Here is an 18,053-nt window from a genome sequence, read left to right as displayed (position 1 = left end):
CCCGGACTTGAAGCGAGACTGGGACCTGAAGCGAGACTGGACCACCTGATCCGACGGGAGACGGCACCGATGAGTTCCGCGATCGATTCGGCGAAGAAGACCGTGGACGAGGGCACCGCCCGGTTCGCCGACGCCAGACAGCGGTGGCCGTGGCTGGATCACCTCATGAACACGGTGCAGCGCTACAACGATCGCCGTGGCAACGTCTATGCCGCTGCGATCAGCTTCAACGGCATCCTCGCGTTGGTTCCGATCGTGATGGTGATCTTCGCGTTGGCCGCCTTCGTGCTGGCCAACCAGCCCGACCTGATCGCGCAGCTCAAGGACGCGGTGGTCAAGGCGATGCCCGAGGGACTCGACACGCAGATCGACGATCTGATCGACTCGGCCATCGACTCGCGCACCGCGGTCGGCATCGTCGGTCTTCTCGGTGCCGCGTTCACCGGTATCGGTTGGATCTCGGGTGTGCGTGTCGGATTCACCGAGATGTACGGCGGCCGGGTCGAGCGCAACGCCGTCATGTCCAAGGTCTGGGACCTGGTCACCTTCTTGGTCCTGGGGCTCGCGTTCGCGGTCACGTTGGGGCTCACCGCCCTCGGCAACAGCGGACTCGTGCACCGGTTGCTGTCGTGGGTCGGGCTCGACGACGCGTCGTGGGCACCGATCCTGATCCGGATCGTGTCGATCCTGGTCTCGGTGCTGGCGTCGTGGTTGCTCTTCACCTTCGTGCTGGCCCGACTCCCGCTGGTGCCGCTGCCGTACCGCAACACCCTGAAGGCCGGACTCGTCGTGGCGATCGCCTTCGAGATCGTCAAGACAGTCGGTGGCATCTACCTGAAGTCGGTGCTCGGTAGCCCGGCAGGCATCGCCTTCGGTCCCATCATCGGCATCATGGTGTTCGCCTACCTCGCATCCCGGATCGTGCTGTACGCCAGTGCGTGGTGCGCCACCGACCCGCTCAACGCCGAGTATCAGGTGATCGAGGAGACCGACGGCGACATCGAGCGCGGGCCGGTCACCATCGCCCCCGCCTACGACGTGCATCCCGTGCCCAAGCCGGCCACCCTGGCCGCTGCCGCCGGATTCGGAGCTGCGCTCAGCGCGATCCTGGCCTGGTTGCTCCGGCGCTGACCTCACGGACCGTCGCTCCGGGCAGCGCAAGTCGGCGCGAGGTCGCAGCCGTAGGGTCGCCGCTACGCAGTCACTCCTCGTCAAATCACTGGCTGTCGGGTCACCGACGCGAGAAGCGGCCCAGTCCCACCGACAGCAGGATCAGGGCGATCACCGTGAGTCCGAGGCCGACGAGCAGTCGCATCGGCCAGCTCGACGGGCCTGTGTCGCTGTGTGTCGACGCACGTTGCGCGGCAGCGGGATTCGTGGTCGGTGCGACGGTGTCGCCGGTGTCCTGGCGCGCGGCGGCAGCGTCACCCGAGTCGGTGTCCAGCGAGCCGACCCGGGTCCCGGCCGGGCTGTGGAACCCGTAGTCGATCATCCGCGCAGCCTGGTCCCAATAGGAGTTTCCCTCGTAGGTGAGACCGAACATCTGCACGATGACAAGGGTCCGACCGTCGCGCTGAACGGCGCCGACGAAGGTCTTGCGAGCGTCGTCGGTGTAACCGGTCTTGCCGCCGATCATGCCCGGATATCCGTCCAGCAGCATGTGATTCGACGTCTGCATCAGGTACGCGGGATGGTCCTTGTCCTCAGGGACGTCGAGCCGACGCGGGTAGCCGGGGAACCGATAGGTCGGCAACGCGATGAGCTCGCGGAAGAGGTCGTCGCGCATCGCCGCGCGGAAGATCACGGCGAGATCGTAGGGGGACGACGACATCCCGGGTGCATCGAGACCGGAGGGACTGGCGGCCCGCGTGTCGAGGGCGCCCAGTTCGCGCGCCTTGGTGTTCATCTTCGCCAGCGTCTGCTCGCGGCCGCCGAGTTCTCGGGCGAGGGCGGTCGCACAGTCGTTGCCGGACACCACGATCAGCCCCGTGAGCAGCTGGCGGTTGGTGTACTTTCCGCGCGGTCCCATCCCGCACGAGTCACCCTCGGCCATCCAGTCCTCATCGGTGGCCTCGACAGTCGTGTCGAGTTCGAGTTCGTCGATGGCGACCAGTGCCAGCAGCACCTTGATGGTCGAGGCCGGTCGGTAGCGACCGTGTGGATCCTTCGCCGCGATCACGTCACCGGAGTCGAGGTCGGCGATCAGCCATCCCGACGACGTGAGATCACGGGGGAGTGCGCCGGCGGCGGGATCGTGGACCACGCCGCATCCGGCCAGTCGGCTGCCGCCGCGGGGAGACTCGGGGACGGGCAGCGGGGGTGGGGTGGTCGAGCCGGGCGCGACGACCTCGGAGGTGTCGACCGGCGGAGGCGTGCCCACCTTGTGCGGACAGTGGTCGGTGGCAGGCGTGGGGACCGGCGCCGCATGCGTCGGTGCTGCGCCGATGCCCGCCAGGGCGCCGATGATGACCGTGACCAGGATCGCCGTGATGACACGCGCCCCCGAACGCGGTGAGTGATGGCTCACCGCAGGGAATCTACCAGCGCCACCGGCCGGTGTTCGCCGATGAGCGCGGGCCTTAACCAACCGGCTCCGACCGGGACGGCATGAGGCGCGGTGGCGGCGCACTGACCCCGGCGGGTCGGGGCTCTGTGGGGTGAGGTCTCGCGGGTCGGAGCCCTGTGGGTTACAGGCCCGTGGGGTGCCGCCCGCGTAGCCGGTCAGAGGAGTGAGTACGCCTCCGTCAGCACCGACCGCAGGATCTGTTCCATCGCGTCGAAGTCGGCGGTACCCGCGATGAGTGGCGGGGCCAACTGCACGACCGGATCGCCGCGGTCGTCGGCGCGGCAGTACAGGCCGGCATCGAACAGGGCCGACGAGAGGAAGCCGCGGAGGATGCGCTCGGACTCGGCCGGGGTGAAGGTTTCCTTGGTGGCCTTGTCCTTCACCAGCTCGATCCCGTAGAAGTAGCCCTCGCCGCGCACGTCGCCGACGATCGGCAGGTCGTGCAGCCGCTCGAGTGTCGAGCGGAAGATGCTCGCATTGGTCTTCACGTGATCGTTGAGGCCCTCGCGCTCGAAGATGTCGAGGTTGGCGAGGGCGACCGCCGACGACACGGGGTGACCGCCGAAGGTGTAGCCGTGCGGGAAGGTTGTGGTCCCGTCGCGGAACGGCTCGAACAGGCGATCGCTGGCGATCATCGCGCCGATCGGCGAGTACCCCGACGTCATTCCCTTTGCGCAGGTGATGATGTCGGGCACGTATCCGAAGTCGTCGCAGGCGAACATCGACCCGATGCGGCCGAAGGCGCAGATCACCTCGTCGGACACCAACAACACGTCGTATTCGTCGCAGATCTCTCGTACCCGCTCGAAGTAACCCGGTGGGGGCGGGAAGCACCCGCCCGCGTTCTGGACCGGCTCCAAGAACACGGCGGCGACGGTGTCGGGCCCCTCGAACTCGATGGCCTCGGCGATCCGGTCCGCAGCCCAGCGCCCGAACTTCTTCGGGTCGTCCCCGAGGTCGTCCGCCGCGCGGTAGATGTTGGTGTTCGGCACACGGAAGCCGCCGGGGGTCAGCGGCTCGAACATCGACTTCATCGCCGGCACCCCGGTGATCGCCAGCGCTCCCTGCGGGGTCCCGTGATAAGCCACCGCGCGTGAGATCACCTTGTGCTTGGTGGGTTTGCCGGTCAGCTTGAAGAAGTGTTTGGCCAGCTTCCAGGCGCTTTCCACCGCCTCGCCGCCGCCGGTGGTGAAGAAGACGCGGTTGAGATCGCCGGGTGCGTACGCGGCCAGACGCTCGGCCAGTTCGATCGCCGACGGTGTCGCGTACGACCAGAGCGGGAAGAAGGCCAGCTCCTTTGCCTGCCGGGCAGCGGCGTCGGCGAGTTCCTCGCGGCCGTGGCCGGCCTGTACCACGAACAGTCCGGCCAGCCCGTCGATGTACTCGCGGCCACGGTCGTCGTAGATCTTCATTCCGTCGCCGCGCACGATCACCGGCGGCCGGATCGCGTCGCCGTGTCGCGCGAAGTGTCCCCAGAGGTGGGCTGCACTGCGTGCGCCCAGGTCGGTCGATTCGGTGGTTGCGGTCATCGGGTGCCCCAATTGTATTGTTGTTTCACGAGTTTGAGGTAGACGAGGGTTTCCGTGGCGGTCACGCTGGTGTGCACGCGCACCTTGTGGTTGAGGATCTGGAGCAGGTGATCGTCGTCCTCGCACACCACTTCGATGAGGATGTCGAAGGAGCCGGCCGTCAGGACCACGTAGTCGATCTCGGGGCTCTGCGACAGTTGGTCGGCGAGCGCCTCGGTGTCACCCGTGCAGCGGATACCGATCAGCGCCTGCCGATGGAAGCCGAGTTTCAGGGGGTCGGTCACCGCGACGACCTGGAGCAGCCCGGAGTCGCTCAGCTTCTGTACACGGTTGCGCACAGCAGCTTCGGACAACCCGACGGACTTGCCGATGGACGCGTACGAGCTGCGGCCGTCGGCCTGCAGGTGCTCGATGATCTTCTTGGCCACCGAGTCCAGATGGGGCGGAGTGGAGTCTGGCACTCCCTGATCGTGACGGATTCCGGAGTTCGAGGCAAGGATCCACGGGGAATTCGTCGTTGCGACCACTCCATTCGTCAGGAATCCGCATCAGAGGGCTGTTACGATCGGCGGGTATGGCGACCAGGACAGTGCCGACGAGTTGGATCAACGGTAGAGCGCGGGTCGGCGCGGGTCCCGGCTTCACGTTGATGAACCCTGCGACCGACCGCCCGATCTCCGCGATGCTCCTCGGTGAGGCCGCCGACGTCGACGATGCGGTGGCATCGGCACGCATCGGCCAACGTGACTGGGGCGCAGCGCCTCCCGCCGAGAGGTCGGCGGTGCTCCGCACCCTCGCACGACTCCTCGAGAGCCGTTCCGGCGACCTCGTCGACGACGAGGTCGCCCACAGCGGACGGTCCGTACGGCTTGCGGCGGAGTTCGACATCCCCGGCAGCATCGACCACGTCGACTTCTACGCCGGCGTCGCCCGCGATCTCGACGGCAAGGCGTCGGCGGAGTACTCGCCCGACCACACATCGTCCATCCGTCGAGAGCCGGTCGGGGTAATCGGGTCCATCGCTCCGTGGAACTACCCGCTGCAGATGGCGATGTGGAAGGTGATGCCCGCGCTGGCCGCCGGGTGCGCAGTGGTCCTCAAGCCGTCGGAGCTGACACCGCTGACCACGCTGCTGCTTGCCGAGCTGGCGACGGAGGCGGGTCTGCCCGACGGTGTGTTGAACGTCGTCGTCGGTACCGGTGCGGAGGTCGGGGCGGCTCTCGCCGGGCACACCGACATCGACATGGTGACCTTCACCGGGTCCACTGACGTCGGGCGGCTGGTCATGTCCCAGGCCGCGCGCCACGGTCGACGTGTGCAGTTGGAGCTCGGCGGCAAGGCGCCGTTCGTCGTGTTCGACGATGCCGACCTCGATGCCGCCGTCAACGGTGCGGTGGCCGGATCGCTGATCAACGCCGGACAGGACTGCACCGCGGCGACCAGGGCCATCGTGGCGGAGTCGTTGTACGACGACTTCGTCGCCGGTGTCGGCGAGGTCATGTCGCGGGTGTCGGTGGGCGATCCCACCGACCCCTCGACCGACATGGGGTCGCTCAGTTCGCATCCGCATCGGAAGAAGGTCGCCGCGATGGTCGATCGTGCGGTGGCGGCCGGTGCTCGCCTCGTCACCGGCGGCACGGCACCCGACGGACCTGGTTGCTTCTATGCGCCGACGCTGCTCGCCGACGTCACCGAGGACTCCGAGATCTATCGCGACGAGGTGTTCGGTCCGGTGCTCACCGTCAGCTCCTTCGTCGACGACGACGATGCGATCCGCCGGGCCAACGACACCCGCTACGGTCTGGCTGCATCCGCGTGGACGCGAGACGTGTTCCGCGCGCAGCGCGCGTCCCGGGAGATCGCGGCCGGTTGCGTGTGGATCAACGACCACATCCCGATCGTCAACGAGATGCCGCACGGTGGCTACAAGGCATCCGGGTTCGGCAAGGACATGTCGACCTACGCACTCGACGAATACCTGACCGTCAAACACGTCATGAGTGACATCACCGGCGTCGCGCGCAAGGACTGGCAGCGCATCGTCTTCGCCGATGGCGCACAACGTGACGGGACGGTTCCCGACCGTGCCACCTCGGCCGAGGGGTCGCCGGCCGAGGACGCGGTGACCTCATGAGCTGGGCCGGGGAACCCACACCCCGCGGTGTCGCGATGGTCGCACAGGCTCGTCCGACCTCGTACTGGCTCGATCGTGCCGAACGCCCGCGACCGCGACCGCGACTCGCGGGCGAGGTGGCGGCGGACCTGCTCGTCGTCGGTGGCGGGTTCACCGGGTTGTGGACCGCGGTGCAGGCCGCCGAGGCCGATCCCGAACGTCGGGTCGTTCTGGCCGAACGTGATCGAATCGCCGAACACGCCTCGGGCCGCAACGGTGGCTTCTGTGCGGCGAGCATCACCCACGGTCTGTCGAACGGGCTGGATCGGTTCGCCGACGAGTTGCCCGACCTGGTCCGGATGGGCCGCGAGACGCTCGATGCCATCGAGGCGACGCTGGAGCGTCTCGGCATCGACGCCGATGCCGAGCGCACCGGTGAACTCGACATCGCGAACTTCGACTGGCAGGTCGACGAACTGCGGGAATACTCGTCGGAAGGCAGGCGGCTCGGGCTCGACATGCACCTGTTGTCGGAGGACGAGGCCCGCGCGCGGGTCTCCTCGCCGATGGTGGCCGCCGCGGTCCACGATCCGGATGTCATCATGCTCGACCCGGCGAAGCTCGCGTGGGGACTCGCGGCCGCGGCCGAGCGGCTCGGGGTGACGATCCACGAGCACACCGAGATCACCGGACTCCGCGATGACGTACACGGTGTGCGGGCGATGACCGGGTACGGCTCGGTCCTGGCGCGGCGGGTCGTGCTGGCGACGTCGGCGAGCCCGTCGCTGATCCGTCGACTCCGGCTCTACACCGTGCCGGTGTGGGATTACGCCATCGTCACCGAACCGTTGACCGCGGCGCAGCGCTCGGCCATCGGATGGGACGGACGTGAAGGTCTCGCCGACAGCGGGCCGCGGTTTCACTACTTCCGACTCACCGCCGACGATCGGATCCTGTTCGGCGGGTGGGATGCGCTGTACCACTACGGTTCCGGCGCGGGAACCGAGCACGAGTCCGAGCCCCGGGAGTTCGCCGTACTCGGCGAGCACCTGCTGCAGATGTTCCCGCAGCTCGAGGGCATCCGCGCCGATCACGCCTGGGGTGGTGTCATCGACACCTGCTCCCGGTTCTGTGCCTTCTGGGACCGCTCGCACGGCGGCCGGGTGGTGAGCGTCGTCGGATTCACCGGACTGGGCGTGGGTGCCTCCTACTTCGGTGCGCAGACCGCGCTCGACCTGGTCGACGGTCGTGACACCGAACGGACCCGTCTCCAGATGGTCCGGTCGAAGCCCATCCCGTTCCCGCCGGAGCCGTTGCGCTGGTTCGGCATCACGATGACGCGACGAGAACTCGCTCGCAGCGAACGTCGTTACGGGCGGCGCGGTCTGTGGCTGAGCACGCTCGACCGCATCGGGCTGGGGTTCGACAGCTGAGGTCGACGTCGGTGTCGTCCGGGTTCAGCGAACGTACTCGTCGAACCAGCGTCGGATGACGGTCTCGGCGATCGGCCGGGTCGTCGGCTCGACCCGCGCCACGGCGGCTGTCGTCGCGTGCACCGCGTCCTCGCCGAGGTGGGTGGTCAACTCGGTGCGGTAGTCCTCGATCTCGAGCCACTCGTCGAACAGGGCTGCGTCGACCTCCAGGTGGAACTGGACGCCGTAGCTTCCCCGGTGCCGGAACACCTGGTTGGGATAGGCCGACGACGATGCGAGGCGGACCGCCCCGTCGGGGATGTCGAAGGTGTCGAAATGCCACTGCAGCGTCGGGAACTCGTCTGTCGGGACGTGCGACCACACCGGATCGGCCCGCCCGTCCGAGGTGAGCTCGACGTCGGAGACCCCGATCTCGGGTGTCGCTGCCGTCGAGATGGCCGCTCCGAGCGCATGTGCGAGCAGTTGGGAGCCGAGGCAGACACCCCAGATCGGGATGTCGGCGGCCACGGCACGGCGCAGCAGTGCGAGTTCGTCGGCGATCCAGGGGATGGTCGCACCGTCGTCGGCCCCCATCGGCCCGCCCATCACGAGGATCGCCGCATAGGGACTCGGGTCGGTCGGCACAGGCTCCCGCCAGGAGCGCACGGTGACCATGTCGGCAACCGGGGCCAGCCCGGCGGAGTACGAGCCCGGCGACTCACATTCGACGTGACGGAGTTCGAGGATCGTCGGGCGGTCGGGCTCGGCGGTCATGATCGCGGCGTCACCACCACCGGCGCCGTCGTCCACCGCAGGATGCGGGCCGCCGTGCTGCCCAAGAAGACCCGGTTCGGGCGACCGAGGTGGCCGGAGCCGACCGCCACGATGTCACCCTCGTCCCAGGGGAGCTTGTCGAGTGCCTCGTCGAGGGTGGGGCCGTCGGCGACCAGCGAGTCCACGTCGAGTTCGGTGCCCACCGACTCCCGGGTGGCGGCGAGGAGCTGTTCGGCGGCGGCGATCCGGCGGTCGCGTGCGGTGCGTTCGGTGTCGTCGCGCGTCGGGTCGTCCGAGGACACCAGGGAGAGAAGCCGGAGGTCGAGCTGCGCCTGGCGGGCCAGCCCGACGGCGAACGGTAGCGGGTTGTCGCTGGAGGTTCGGACCGGGACGGCGACGGTGACCATGTCGACGTACGGCGTCGCCCGATCGGCGTAGCCGCGTGGTGCGAGGGCGACCGGTAGCGGTGACGAGTGCAGCAGCTCGGTGCTGATGGTGCCGAGTGTGTGTCTGCGGAGCAGCCCGTCGCCGGTTCCGCCGACGACGATCATCGACGCGCCGGACTGTTCGGCGACCTCGACCAGTCCACCGGTGAACGAGTCGTGCACCGTGACGATCGCGCGTTTGTCGATGCCCTCCGGGATGCGCCCGGCACCGTCGGCCAACCACTCCGCAGCCTGGTTCTCCAGTCGTTCCTGGTAACCGGCGAGACCGGGGGTGCCGTCGTATTCCACCGGGTGGACGACGCAGACGAGGTCGATGCTCGCGCCGGTCGCACCGGCGATGGCCACCGCGAGGGCCACGCCGTCGTCGCCGGACGGTGTCGCCAGATACCCGACGGTGAGTCGGGTGACGGGTTCAGTAGACATCGGGAACCTTCACCTCCGTGGTCGCGGTGAGCGTCTTGCCGCGGAAGAAGTCGCTGTTGTGGGCGAAGCAGGCCAGCATGAGCGGTATACCGAGCACCAGCATGCCGACGCCGAGGATGAAGACGCCACCGATCCCGCCGACCGAGGTCGATCCGTAGTCGGGCTTGATCATGTCGATCGCGCTCTTGAGGAAGGCCCACGTCATGGCTATGCCACCGAGAAGCGGGAACAGACCGCGCATGAAGAAGTGGCGGGCGGAGGTGAACAGTGATCGCCGGAAGTACCAGACGCACGAGTACGCGGTGATGCCGTAGTAGAAGGCGACTGCGAGTCCCAGCGAGGCGATCGAGTCGCCCAGGGTGTTCTGGCTGAGGAGCGAGAGCACCAGGTAGAAGGCGAGAGCCGAGAAGCCCATGACGGCGGTACCGAACGCGGGCGTCATGTAGCGCGGATGGATGGCGGCGAACCGTTCGGGCAGTGCCTTGTAGACCGCCATCGACAAGCTGCCGCGTGCGGTCGGCAGGATGGTCGACTGCGTGGACGACAGCGCCGAGACGCTGACGGTCAGCAGCAGGGCGGCGGCCATGAAGCCCCCGGCGACGGGTTCGCCGAGGATGGTCAGGACGTCGTCGGCGTTCTCCGGGTTGTTGAGCCCGATCCCGGTGTCGCCGAAACCGGCGAAGGACTGCACCGCGTAGGCGACCAGGACGTAGGTCGCGACCAGGATCAGGCAGGTGATCACGGCGGCTCGGCCGGGTGTCTTCTCCGGGTCCTTGGTCTCCTCGCCGATGGCGAGGCAGGCGTCCCAGCCCCAGTAGATGAAGATGCAGAGGATCACCGCGGCGGCGATCTCCGACTGACTGAGCCCGCTCGGCCACAGCCAGCCGATCTCGGGTGTCACTGCCTGGTCGCCGGCATGTCCGGTGCCGACCTTGACCAGAGCGATCACGCTGGCCAGGATCAGCACCGCGAACTGCACGAACATCAGGACGGCCTGCATCCGCTCGCTGATCACGATGCCGCGGATGCTGATGTAGGTCATCGCCGCGATGAAGACACAGCCCAACAGCACCTTGATCCAGAGGGTGTCGGCCCAGGAGTCGAGGTGCAGGAACCGCAGGAGATACACCGCCGCGATCTCGGCCACGTTGGCCAGCACGATGATCGCCGACACCGCGAGACCCCAACCGCCGATCCAGCCGATCCACGGCCCGAACGCCTTGGTGCCCCAGGTGAAGGTGGTCCCGCAGTCCGGGGTGTCACGGGCCAACTCACGATAGGCGAAGGCGACCAGCAGCATCGGGATGAAGGCGATGACGAACATCGCCGGCGACTTGGTGTGCACGGCGGCGACGACGAAGCCGAGGGTTGCCGCGAGACTGTAGGCGGGTGCCACCGCCGACAGTCCGATGATCACGTTGCCGACGAGTCCGATGGACCCGGCGCGCAGCCCTTTGTCACCGGTGTGGATCTCGGCGTGGACGGTATCCGACATGGCATCTCCCGGTCATGGTCGCATGATGGGATCAGACTACGATTTCCGCACTCAGTTCGCGCGTCAACAACGGATTTTGCTATCGGGTTGGCGGTTGACCGACTGAATCAATGGTCGAGCGTCCAGGTGGCCGCCGACTCCGTCACCCGCAGCGGGCGATGGCGTGACCGCCGCGACGCTCCTGGTGGTGCAGCGTCACGTCGTTGACCCGCACGACGCATCGCGCGTATCGACCGTCGGTGGTGAACGTGACGTCGAACCGCTGACGTTCGACCCGACTGAGGAAGGTCAGCGTCCCGGTCCACAGTTTCGATCGCGGATCGAAGGAGGGCAGCGGGAGGTCGGACTGGTGACGCAACCGGTTGCGTGCGTCGTGCCAGACCATGCCCTCGTTCCACTGACGGTCGGACGTGACGACGATGCTGATCCGGTCGCCGTCGCCGGGTGCGCGCGGTGACGCGAGGGCCGGCGCGGACACCAGACCGCACGAACCGAGTGCGGCCAGCACGATTGCCGTGAGAAGCGTTGCGGTGGCTGACTTCCTGGCGCGGACGTGGTGTCGCCCCGCGCCGGGCGCGGTGGGGTGGGCGCCCCTGGACCGGGTGGGTGCGGAGACCGCAGATGAGAACGGCATGAGTTGAATCCCTTCGCGACGATCGGACGATCTGGGCGTCGGGGATAAGACGCGAACGGTGCCCGGCGTGGTTCCGCCGGGCACCGTTCGAATGGATCTGCTCGAGAAGGTCAGCGCGAGAACATCAGCGCGCGCTTGACCTCCTGGATCGCCTGGGTCACCTGGATGCCGCGCGGGCAGGCGTCGGTGCAGTTGAACGTGGTGCGGCAGCGCCAGACGCCATCGACGTCGTTCAGGATGTCCAAACGCTCCACGGCAGCCTCGTCACGGCTGTCGAAGATGAACCGGTGGGCGTTGACGATCGCTGCCGGGCCGAAGTAGCTGCCCTCGTTCCAGAACACCGGGCAACTGGTCGTGCAGCACGCGCAGAGGATGCACTTGGTGGTGTCGTCGAAACGTGCGCGGTCGGACTGGCTCTGGATACGCTCGCGCGTCGGCTCGTTGCCCGACGTCACCAGGAACGGCTTGATCGCGCGGTACGCGTCGAAGAAGGGTTCCATGTCGACCACGAGATCCTTCTCCACCGGGAGGCCCTTGATGGGCTCGACGGTGATGGTGATCTCCTTGGACGAGTCCTTGGGCAGCAGGTCCTTCATCAGGAGCTTGCAGGCGAGACGGTTGACGCCGTTGATGCGCATCGCGTCCGAGCCGCACACGCCGTGCGCACAGCTGCGACGGAAGGTCAGCGTGCCGTCGAGGTAGCCCTTCACGTAGAGGAGCAGGTTGAGCAGACGGTCCGTCGGTAGCGCCGGGACGCGGAAGCTCTCGAAGCCCTGGGCGTCGGGGTTCTCGGGGTTGAACCGATAGATCTTGAGCGTGACCATGGTGGCCTCGTCGGGCACCGGTGGCAGTGGCGGCTCGTCGGAGGAGGGCGCCGGGTTCTCCATGACAGCGGTCATCAGTACTTACGCTCCATCGGCTCGTAGCGGGTCTGGATCACGGGCTTGTAGTCCAGATCGATGTCCGAGAGAAGGGTGTCGCCCTTCTTGTAGGCCATCGTGTGCCGCATGTAGTTGACGTCGTCGCGATCGGGGTAGTCCTCGCGGGCGTGGCCGCCGCGCGATTCCTTGCGGTTCAGCGCACCGACGACCGTGACCTCGGCCATCTCGAGCAAGAAGCCCAGCTCGATGGCCTCGAGGAGGTCGGAGTTGAACCGCTTGCCCTTGTCCTGGATACGGATGTGGTCATAGCGCTCCTTGAGGCTGTGCACATCGGTGAGCGCCTGCTTGAGGGTCTCCTCGGTGCGGAACACCGACGCGTTGTTGTCCATCGACGCCTGCAGCTCGGTGCGGATGTCGGCGACACGCTCGTGACCGTGGTCGGAGAGCAGGACCTCCAGCCAGTCGTCGACCATCTTGGTCGGGGTCTCCGGCAGTTCGACGAACTCGGCGGAGTTCGCGTAGTCGGCCGCGGCGATCCCGGCGCGACGGCCGAAGACGTTGATGTCGAGCAGCGAGTTGGTGCCGAGACGGTTGGCGCCGTGCACCGAGACGCACGCGCACTCGCCCGCGGCGTACAGCCCGTGCACGATCTCGTCGTTGTTGCGGAGCACCTGACCCTCGATGTTGGTCGGTATGCCGCCCATCACGTAGTGGCAGGTGGGGTACACCGGCACGTACTCGGTCACCGGGTCGACGCCGAGGTAGGTGCGCGCGAACTCGGTGATGTCGGGGAGTTTCTCGTTGAGGACGTCCTCGCCGAGGTGCGTCACGTCGATGTAGACGTAGTCGCCGTTCGGGCCCGCGCCGCGGCCCTCCAACACCTCGAGCACCATCGACCGCGCCACGATGTCGCGCGGCGCGAGGTCCTTGATGGTGGGGGCGTAGCGCTCCATGAAGCGCTCGCCGTCCTTGTTGCGGAGAATGCCGCCCTCACCGCGGACCGCCTCGGAGATGAGGATGCCCAGGCCGGCCAGGCCGGTCGGGTGGAACTGGTGGAACTCCATGTCCTCCAGCGGCAGGCCCTTGCGGAACACGATGCCCATCCCGTCACCGGTCAGGGTGTGTGCGTTGGAGGTCGTCTTGTACATACGGCCCGACCCACCGGTCGCGAAGACGATCGACTTGGCGTGGAAGACGTGGATCTCGCCGGTCGCGAGCTCGTAGGCGACCACGCCGTTGGCGACCTGCTCACCGTCGGCGTTCTCGGTGAGGCTGATGTCGAGTGCGTAGAACTCGTTGAAGAACTCGACGTCGTGTTTGACGCAGTTCTGGTAGAGCGTCTGCAGGATCATGTGGCCGGTGCGGTCGGCCGCGTAGCACGCGCGACGGACCGGCGACTTGCCGTGATCGCGGGTGTGACCGCCGAAGCGGCGCTGGTCGATCTTGCCCTCGGGCGTGCGGTTGAAGGGCAGACCCATCTTCTCCAGGTCCAGCACCGCGTCGATGGCCTCCTTGGCCATGATCTCGACGGCGTCCTGGTCGGCGAGGTAGTCGCCGCCCTTGACGGTGTCGAAGGTGTGCCACTCCCAGTTGTCCTCCTCGACGTTCGCCAGGGCGGCACACATGCCACCCTGCGCGGCGCCGGTGTGGCTGCGAGTGGGGTAGAGCTTGGTCAGGACCGCGGTGCGCGCACGCGGGGCGGCCTCGATCGCGGCGCGCATACCCGCGCCGCCGGCACCCACGATGACGACGTCATAGCGATGTTCCTGCATGGTGTCGGGACTCCCTTCAGCCGACGCTGTTGACGTCGAAGGTCAGCAGGGCGTACGAGCCCAGGACGAGCGTGAGGATCATCGAGATCGCGAGCAGGACGTTCAGCCAGAAGCGGGTCGAGTCCTTGCGCGAGTAGTCGGCGATGACGGTGCGGACACCGTTGCCGCCGTGCAGCTGCGCCAGCCACAGCATCGACAGGTCCCAGACCTGCCAGAACGGTTCGCGCCAGCGTGCCGCGACGAACGAGGCGTCGATGCGGTGCACACCGTCGTCCCACGCCAGCATGATGAACATGTGGCCGATGGTCAGGATGATCAGGGCGAGGCCCGAGAAGCGCATGAACAGCCATGCGTTCTTCTCGAAGTTGCCGCCCTTGGGCTTACGGGGCGAGCGCGGGTTGTCGAGACTCGCCGGCCGGTCGTAGGCGGTGCCGAGGCTCTTCGCGACGCCCGAGGGGGTCTGTGATGTCGTCATCTCGGCCTCCTAGAGCGAGTGGGTGATGAGGATCTGCAGCAGGCGGATGGCCGCCGCGCCGAAGATGACCACGAAGAGGGTGAGGATCGCCCAGAGCATCTGGCGCTGGTACTTAGGTCCCTTGGACCAGAAGTCGACCAGGATGATGCGGACGCCGTTGAGTGCGTGATAGAGGACGCACGCCACGAGTGCGATCTCCATCAGGCCGATGATCGGCGTCTTATACGTCTCGATGATCTCGGAGTACTTGTTCGGGTCGATGCGGATGACCGCGGTGTCCAGCACGTGGACGAACAAGAAGAAGAAGATGGTGACACCGGTGATCCGGTGGAGCACCCACGACCACATACCCGGGTCGCCTCGGTACAAAGAGCGTTTGCGCACCGGCGCAGGTGCCACCTCGGTGGGGGTGCTCATCGGGAAATCGGCCTCCAACGTCGTCGATGGATGAGGCCTACCGGAGGGTTTCGGATCGGCCACGGACCCACAGAAACGACTCTAAACCTATGGTGAGTCGAGGAGTTAATTGCCCGAACCGATCTGAGAGACAACGATTCTCGACTTAGGTTTGCCTTACCAAGCTAGCCTCTGGTAAGGAATCTCACACCCAGGCGGCGTGCCGCCCGTCCCAGGAGCTCTCGATGACCATCGTGGTTGATTGGACCTTGTTGCGCGCCAAAGCCTCTCAGGTGATGGCGCATGCCTACGCCCCGTATTCGCGGTATCCGGTCGGCGCGGCCGGATACACCGCTGACGGCCGCGTCGTGGTGGGTTGCAATGTGGAGAATGTCTCATACGGCCTAGGCGTCTGCGCCGAGGTCGGGCTGGTCGCCGACCTGGTGTCCGGAGGCGGTGGCCGGCTGGTCGCGGTCTCGGTCTCCGACGGTCGCGGTGAGGTCCTGACGCCCTGCGGGCGATGCCGTCAGGTGCTCATCGAACACGGTGGCGCCGACCTCCTGGTGGACCATCGCGGAGGCCCCGTGACGCTCGCGACCCTGCTGCCCGACGCCTTCGGTCCCGACGATCTCGCCACCGCGGAGCGGTGAGCGTGGCGATCGAGCCCTTCGACGCGGTCTCGGTGATCGCGACCAAACGTGACGGTGGCGAGCTGTCGGACGACCAGATCGCCTGGATGGTGGATCGCCACACCCACGGCGGACACGTCGCCGACGAGCAGATGTCGGCGCTGCTGATGGCGATCTTCTTGCGCGGCATGACCCGCCGCGAGATCGGTCGGTGGACCACCGCCATGGTCGACAGCGGTCGGCGGATGGACTTCTCGGGTTTGCGGCGCGACGGCCGGCGACTCGCGACGGTCGACAAACACTCGACCGGGGGCGTGGGCGACAAGATCACGCTGCCGCTCACACCGCTGATCGCCTCGTTCGGGGTGGCCGTCCCGCAACTCTCCGGGCGCGGGCTCGGACACACCGGCGGCACGCTCGACAAACTCGAGTCGATCCCGGGGTGGCGGGCCGAGGTCGACGGTGCGGAGATGGTCGCGATCCTGGAGCGGGTCGGCGCGGTGATCTGTGCGGCCGGTGGCGATCTCGCCCCCGCCGACCGCAAGCTCTACGCGCTCCGCGACGTGACCGGGACGGTGGAGTCGATCCCCCTGCTCGCCAGTTCGATCATGTCGAAAAAGATCGCCGAGGGCACCGGCGCGCTGGTCCTCGACGTCAAGGTCGGCTCCGGTGCGTTCCTGGCCTCCGAGGCCCAGTCGCGCGAGCTGGCCGAGACGATGGTCGCGCTGGGCTCCGACGCGGGTGTCCGCACCTCCGCACTCCTCACCGACATGTCCACACCCCTCGGGCGGGCATCGGGCAACGCCGTCGAGGTCGCGGAGTCCGTGGAGGTACTCGCCGGCGGGGGACCGGCCGACGTCGTCGAGCTGACCCTGGCGTTGGCCCGGGAGATGCTCGACGCGGTGGGACTCACCGACGCCGATCCGGCCGCGCACCTCGCGAACGGCCGAGCGATGGACACCTGGCGCGCGATGGTCGCGGCCCAGGGCGGCGACCCGGACGCCCCGCTGCCGACCGCTCGCCACGAGGATGTGGTCACCGCGACGGAGTCGGGTCACGTGACAGCGGTCGACGCGCGCTCGGTCGGCGTCGCGGCATGGCGCCTCGGTGCCGGTCGGGCGCGACCCGGAGAGTCGGTGCAGGCCGAGGCCGGGGTGCTGCTGCACGTCCGGCCCGGTGACCGGGTGGTCGCGGGTGACCCGCTCGCGACCCTGCTGACCCGGACACCCGAACGTTTCAGTGGCGCACGGGATGCGCTCGCCCGTGCGTTCACCGTCGGCGCGGCGCCGGTCGACCGACCGCGGTTGATCATCGACCGCGTTACGGTCGACTCATGACCGGTACGCCGCTGGAGTCGTCCACCCTTGTCCTCGCGCCGAAGGTCGTCCTGCACGACCATCTCGACGGTGGACTGCGGCCCGCGACCGTGCTCGACCTCGCTCGCCGGCAGGGCTATCAGGACCTGCCCGCCGACGATGCCGACTCCCTGGCCCGCTGGTTCCGCGAAGCCGCCGACAGCGGTTCGCTCGAGCGCTATCTCGAGACCTTCGCCCACACCGTCGCGGTGATGCAGACGGTCCCCGCCCTCGAGCGGGTGGCGCGGGAGTGCGTCGAGGATCTCGCCGCGGACGGGGTGGTCTACGCCGAGATCCGTTATGCACCCGAGCAACACCTCGAGGCGGGACTCACCCTCGACGAGGTGGTCGAGGCGGTGCTGCGCGGGTTCGCCGACGGTGAGGCGGACGCCGCCCGCGCCGGTCGGCCCATCGTGGTCCGGTGTCTGGTCACCGCGATGCGGCACGCCGCGCGGTCACTCGAGATCGCCGAACTGGCGGTGCGGTATCGCGATCGCGGCGTGGTCGGGTTCGACATCGCGGGCGCCGAGGCCGGCTATCCTCCCACCCGGCATCTGGGCGCGTTCGAGTTCATGCGCGCCAACAACTCCCGGTTCACCATCCACGCAGGCGAGGCGTTCGGCCTACCGTCGATTCACGAGGCGATCGCGTTCTGCGGGACCGACCGGCTGGGGCACGGCGTCCGGGTCATCGACGACATCACGCTCCCCGAAGGAGCCGATCCCGCGGACGAGTCGTTCGAGGGGGCCGTGCTCGGCGATGTCGCGGGCATCGTGCGCGACAAGCGGATTCCGCTGGAGCTGTGTCCGAGCTCGAACGTGCAGACCGGTGCCGTCGCGTCGATGGCGGAGCACCCGTTCAACGTGCTCGCCCGACTCCGCTTCCGGGTCACCGTCAACACCGACAACCGGCTGATGAGCGACACCACCATGAGCCGCGAGTTCGATCGGCTGGCAGCACAGTTCGGCTACGGCTGGTCGGACTTCGAGCGGTTCACGGTCAACGCGATGAAGTCGGCGTTCCTGCACTTCGACCAGCGCCTCGCGCTCATCGACGACGTCATCAAGCCGGGATACGCGACCCTGATCGGCTGAGGCCGGGACCCGCCGGTGTATGCGATGTCGCCGACCGGCGCTCGGGTCGCACCCCGAGC

General features: G+C 67.6%; 17 protein-coding genes. 6 read left to right on the top strand and 11 right to left on the bottom strand.

Annotated elements, in window-relative coordinates; genetic code table 11:
* The first annotated feature begins 69 nt into the window (after positions 1-69).
* On the top strand, positions 70-1,131 hold the full coding sequence (locus tag GS4_RS18265; protein WP_007623276.1) for a YhjD/YihY/BrkB family envelope integrity protein: 1,062 nt from the start codon (positions 70-72) through the stop codon (positions 1,129-1,131).
* Between the two features lie 100 nt (positions 1,132-1,231).
* Here GS4_RS18265 and GS4_RS18260 read toward each other — a convergent pair whose 3' ends face one another.
* From GS4_RS18260 to GS4_RS18250, 3 genes are all read right to left on the bottom strand, one after another.
* Positions 1,232-2,527: a D-alanyl-D-alanine carboxypeptidase family protein gene (locus tag GS4_RS18260; protein WP_007623275.1), complete on the bottom strand. Its 1,296-nt coding sequence runs from the start codon at positions 2,525-2,527 to the stop codon at positions 1,232-1,234.
* 194 nt (positions 2,528-2,721) lie between these two features.
* Complete coding sequence (locus GS4_RS18255; RefSeq protein WP_007623274.1) at positions 2,722-4,095, bottom strand: aspartate aminotransferase family protein; 1,374 nt, start codon at positions 4,093-4,095, stop codon at positions 2,722-2,724.
* Positions 4,092-4,556, bottom strand: coding sequence for an Lrp/AsnC family transcriptional regulator (locus GS4_RS18250; RefSeq protein ID WP_007623273.1), 465 nt, complete (start codon positions 4,554-4,556; stop codon positions 4,092-4,094). Before GS4_RS18250 ends, GS4_RS18255 begins: the two co-directional genes overlap by 4 nt.
* 113 nt (positions 4,557-4,669) lie before the next feature.
* On the opposite strand from GS4_RS18250, the gene GS4_RS18245 reads away from it, so the two are divergent.
* Complete coding sequence (locus tag GS4_RS18245; protein WP_007623271.1) at positions 4,670-6,229, top strand: aminobutyraldehyde dehydrogenase; 1,560 nt, start codon at positions 4,670-4,672, stop codon at positions 6,227-6,229.
* Positions 6,226-7,641, top strand: coding sequence for an NAD(P)/FAD-dependent oxidoreductase (locus tag GS4_RS18240; RefSeq protein ID WP_007623268.1), 1,416 nt, complete (start codon positions 6,226-6,228; stop codon positions 7,639-7,641). The genes GS4_RS18245 and GS4_RS18240 overlap by 4 nt, the downstream gene beginning before the upstream one ends.
* A gap of 24 nt (positions 7,642-7,665) precedes the next feature.
* On the opposite strand, the gene GS4_RS18235 is transcribed toward GS4_RS18240, so the two are convergent.
* The 8 genes from GS4_RS18235 to sdhC form a co-directional block, all read right to left on the bottom strand.
* Positions 7,666-8,394 carry a type 1 glutamine amidotransferase gene (locus GS4_RS18235; RefSeq protein WP_007623266.1) on the bottom strand — a complete coding sequence of 243 codons (729 nt, stop codon included), beginning with the start codon at positions 8,392-8,394 and terminating at the stop codon, positions 7,666-7,668.
* The gene (locus GS4_RS18230; protein WP_007623264.1) at positions 8,391-9,263 is read right to left on the bottom strand and encodes a universal stress protein; all 873 of its coding nucleotides are present in this window, start codon (positions 9,261-9,263) and stop codon (positions 8,391-8,393) included. The genes GS4_RS18235 and GS4_RS18230 overlap by 4 nt, the downstream gene beginning before the upstream one ends.
* Positions 9,253-10,758 (bottom strand): APC family permease, encoded by a 1,506-nt coding sequence (locus GS4_RS18225; RefSeq protein WP_007623263.1) that lies wholly within the window; start codon positions 10,756-10,758, stop codon positions 9,253-9,255. Before GS4_RS18225 ends, GS4_RS18230 begins: the two co-directional genes overlap by 11 nt.
* Positions 10,759-10,900: 142 nt before the next feature.
* Complete coding sequence (locus tag GS4_RS18220; RefSeq protein ID WP_157226676.1) at positions 10,901-11,392, bottom strand: hypothetical protein; 492 nt, start codon at positions 11,390-11,392, stop codon at positions 10,901-10,903.
* 110 nt (positions 11,393-11,502) lie between these two features.
* Entirely contained in the window at positions 11,503-12,291 is a 789-nt protein-coding gene (locus GS4_RS18215) for a succinate dehydrogenase iron-sulfur subunit (protein WP_007623258.1), read from the bottom strand.
* A complete protein-coding gene (gene sdhA, locus GS4_RS18210; protein WP_007623257.1) occupies positions 12,291-14,045 on the bottom strand; it encodes a succinate dehydrogenase flavoprotein subunit in 1,755 nt (584 codons plus the stop codon). Before sdhA ends, GS4_RS18215 begins: the two co-directional genes overlap by 1 nt.
* Positions 14,046-14,061: 16 nt before the next feature.
* A complete protein-coding gene (locus GS4_RS18205) occupies positions 14,062-14,520 on the bottom strand; it encodes a succinate dehydrogenase hydrophobic membrane anchor subunit (protein WP_007623256.1) in 459 nt (152 codons plus the stop codon).
* A 9-nt stretch (positions 14,521-14,529) separates the two neighbouring features.
* Complete coding sequence (sdhC, locus tag GS4_RS18200; protein WP_007623255.1) at positions 14,530-14,937, bottom strand: succinate dehydrogenase, cytochrome b556 subunit; 408 nt, start codon at positions 14,935-14,937, stop codon at positions 14,530-14,532.
* A gap of 224 nt (positions 14,938-15,161) precedes the next feature.
* On the opposite strand from sdhC, the gene GS4_RS18195 reads away from it, so the two are divergent.
* The 3 genes from GS4_RS18195 to GS4_RS18185 are packed head-to-tail and all read left to right on the top strand — an operon-like array spanning position 15,162 to position 17,994.
* A complete protein-coding gene (locus GS4_RS18195) occupies positions 15,162-15,566 on the top strand; it encodes a cytidine deaminase (RefSeq protein ID WP_007623254.1) in 405 nt (134 codons plus the stop codon).
* Positions 15,567-15,568: 2 nt separating this feature from the next.
* A complete protein-coding gene (locus tag GS4_RS18190) occupies positions 15,569-16,882 on the top strand; it encodes a thymidine phosphorylase (RefSeq protein WP_007623253.1) in 1,314 nt (437 codons plus the stop codon).
* Positions 16,879-17,994, top strand: a complete 1,116-nt coding sequence (locus tag GS4_RS18185) for an adenosine deaminase (protein WP_007623252.1) — start codon at positions 16,879-16,881, stop codon at positions 17,992-17,994. The genes GS4_RS18190 and GS4_RS18185 overlap by 4 nt, the downstream gene beginning before the upstream one ends.
* The last annotated feature ends 59 nt before the right edge of the window (positions 17,995-18,053 follow it).

The sequence above is a fragment of the Gordonia soli NBRC 108243 genome (genome assembly GCF_000334455.1).
GTDB classification, from domain to species: domain Bacteria; phylum Actinomycetota; class Actinomycetes; order Mycobacteriales; family Mycobacteriaceae; genus Gordonia; species Gordonia soli.
This window is presented reverse-complemented; position numbering and strand designations above follow the sequence as displayed.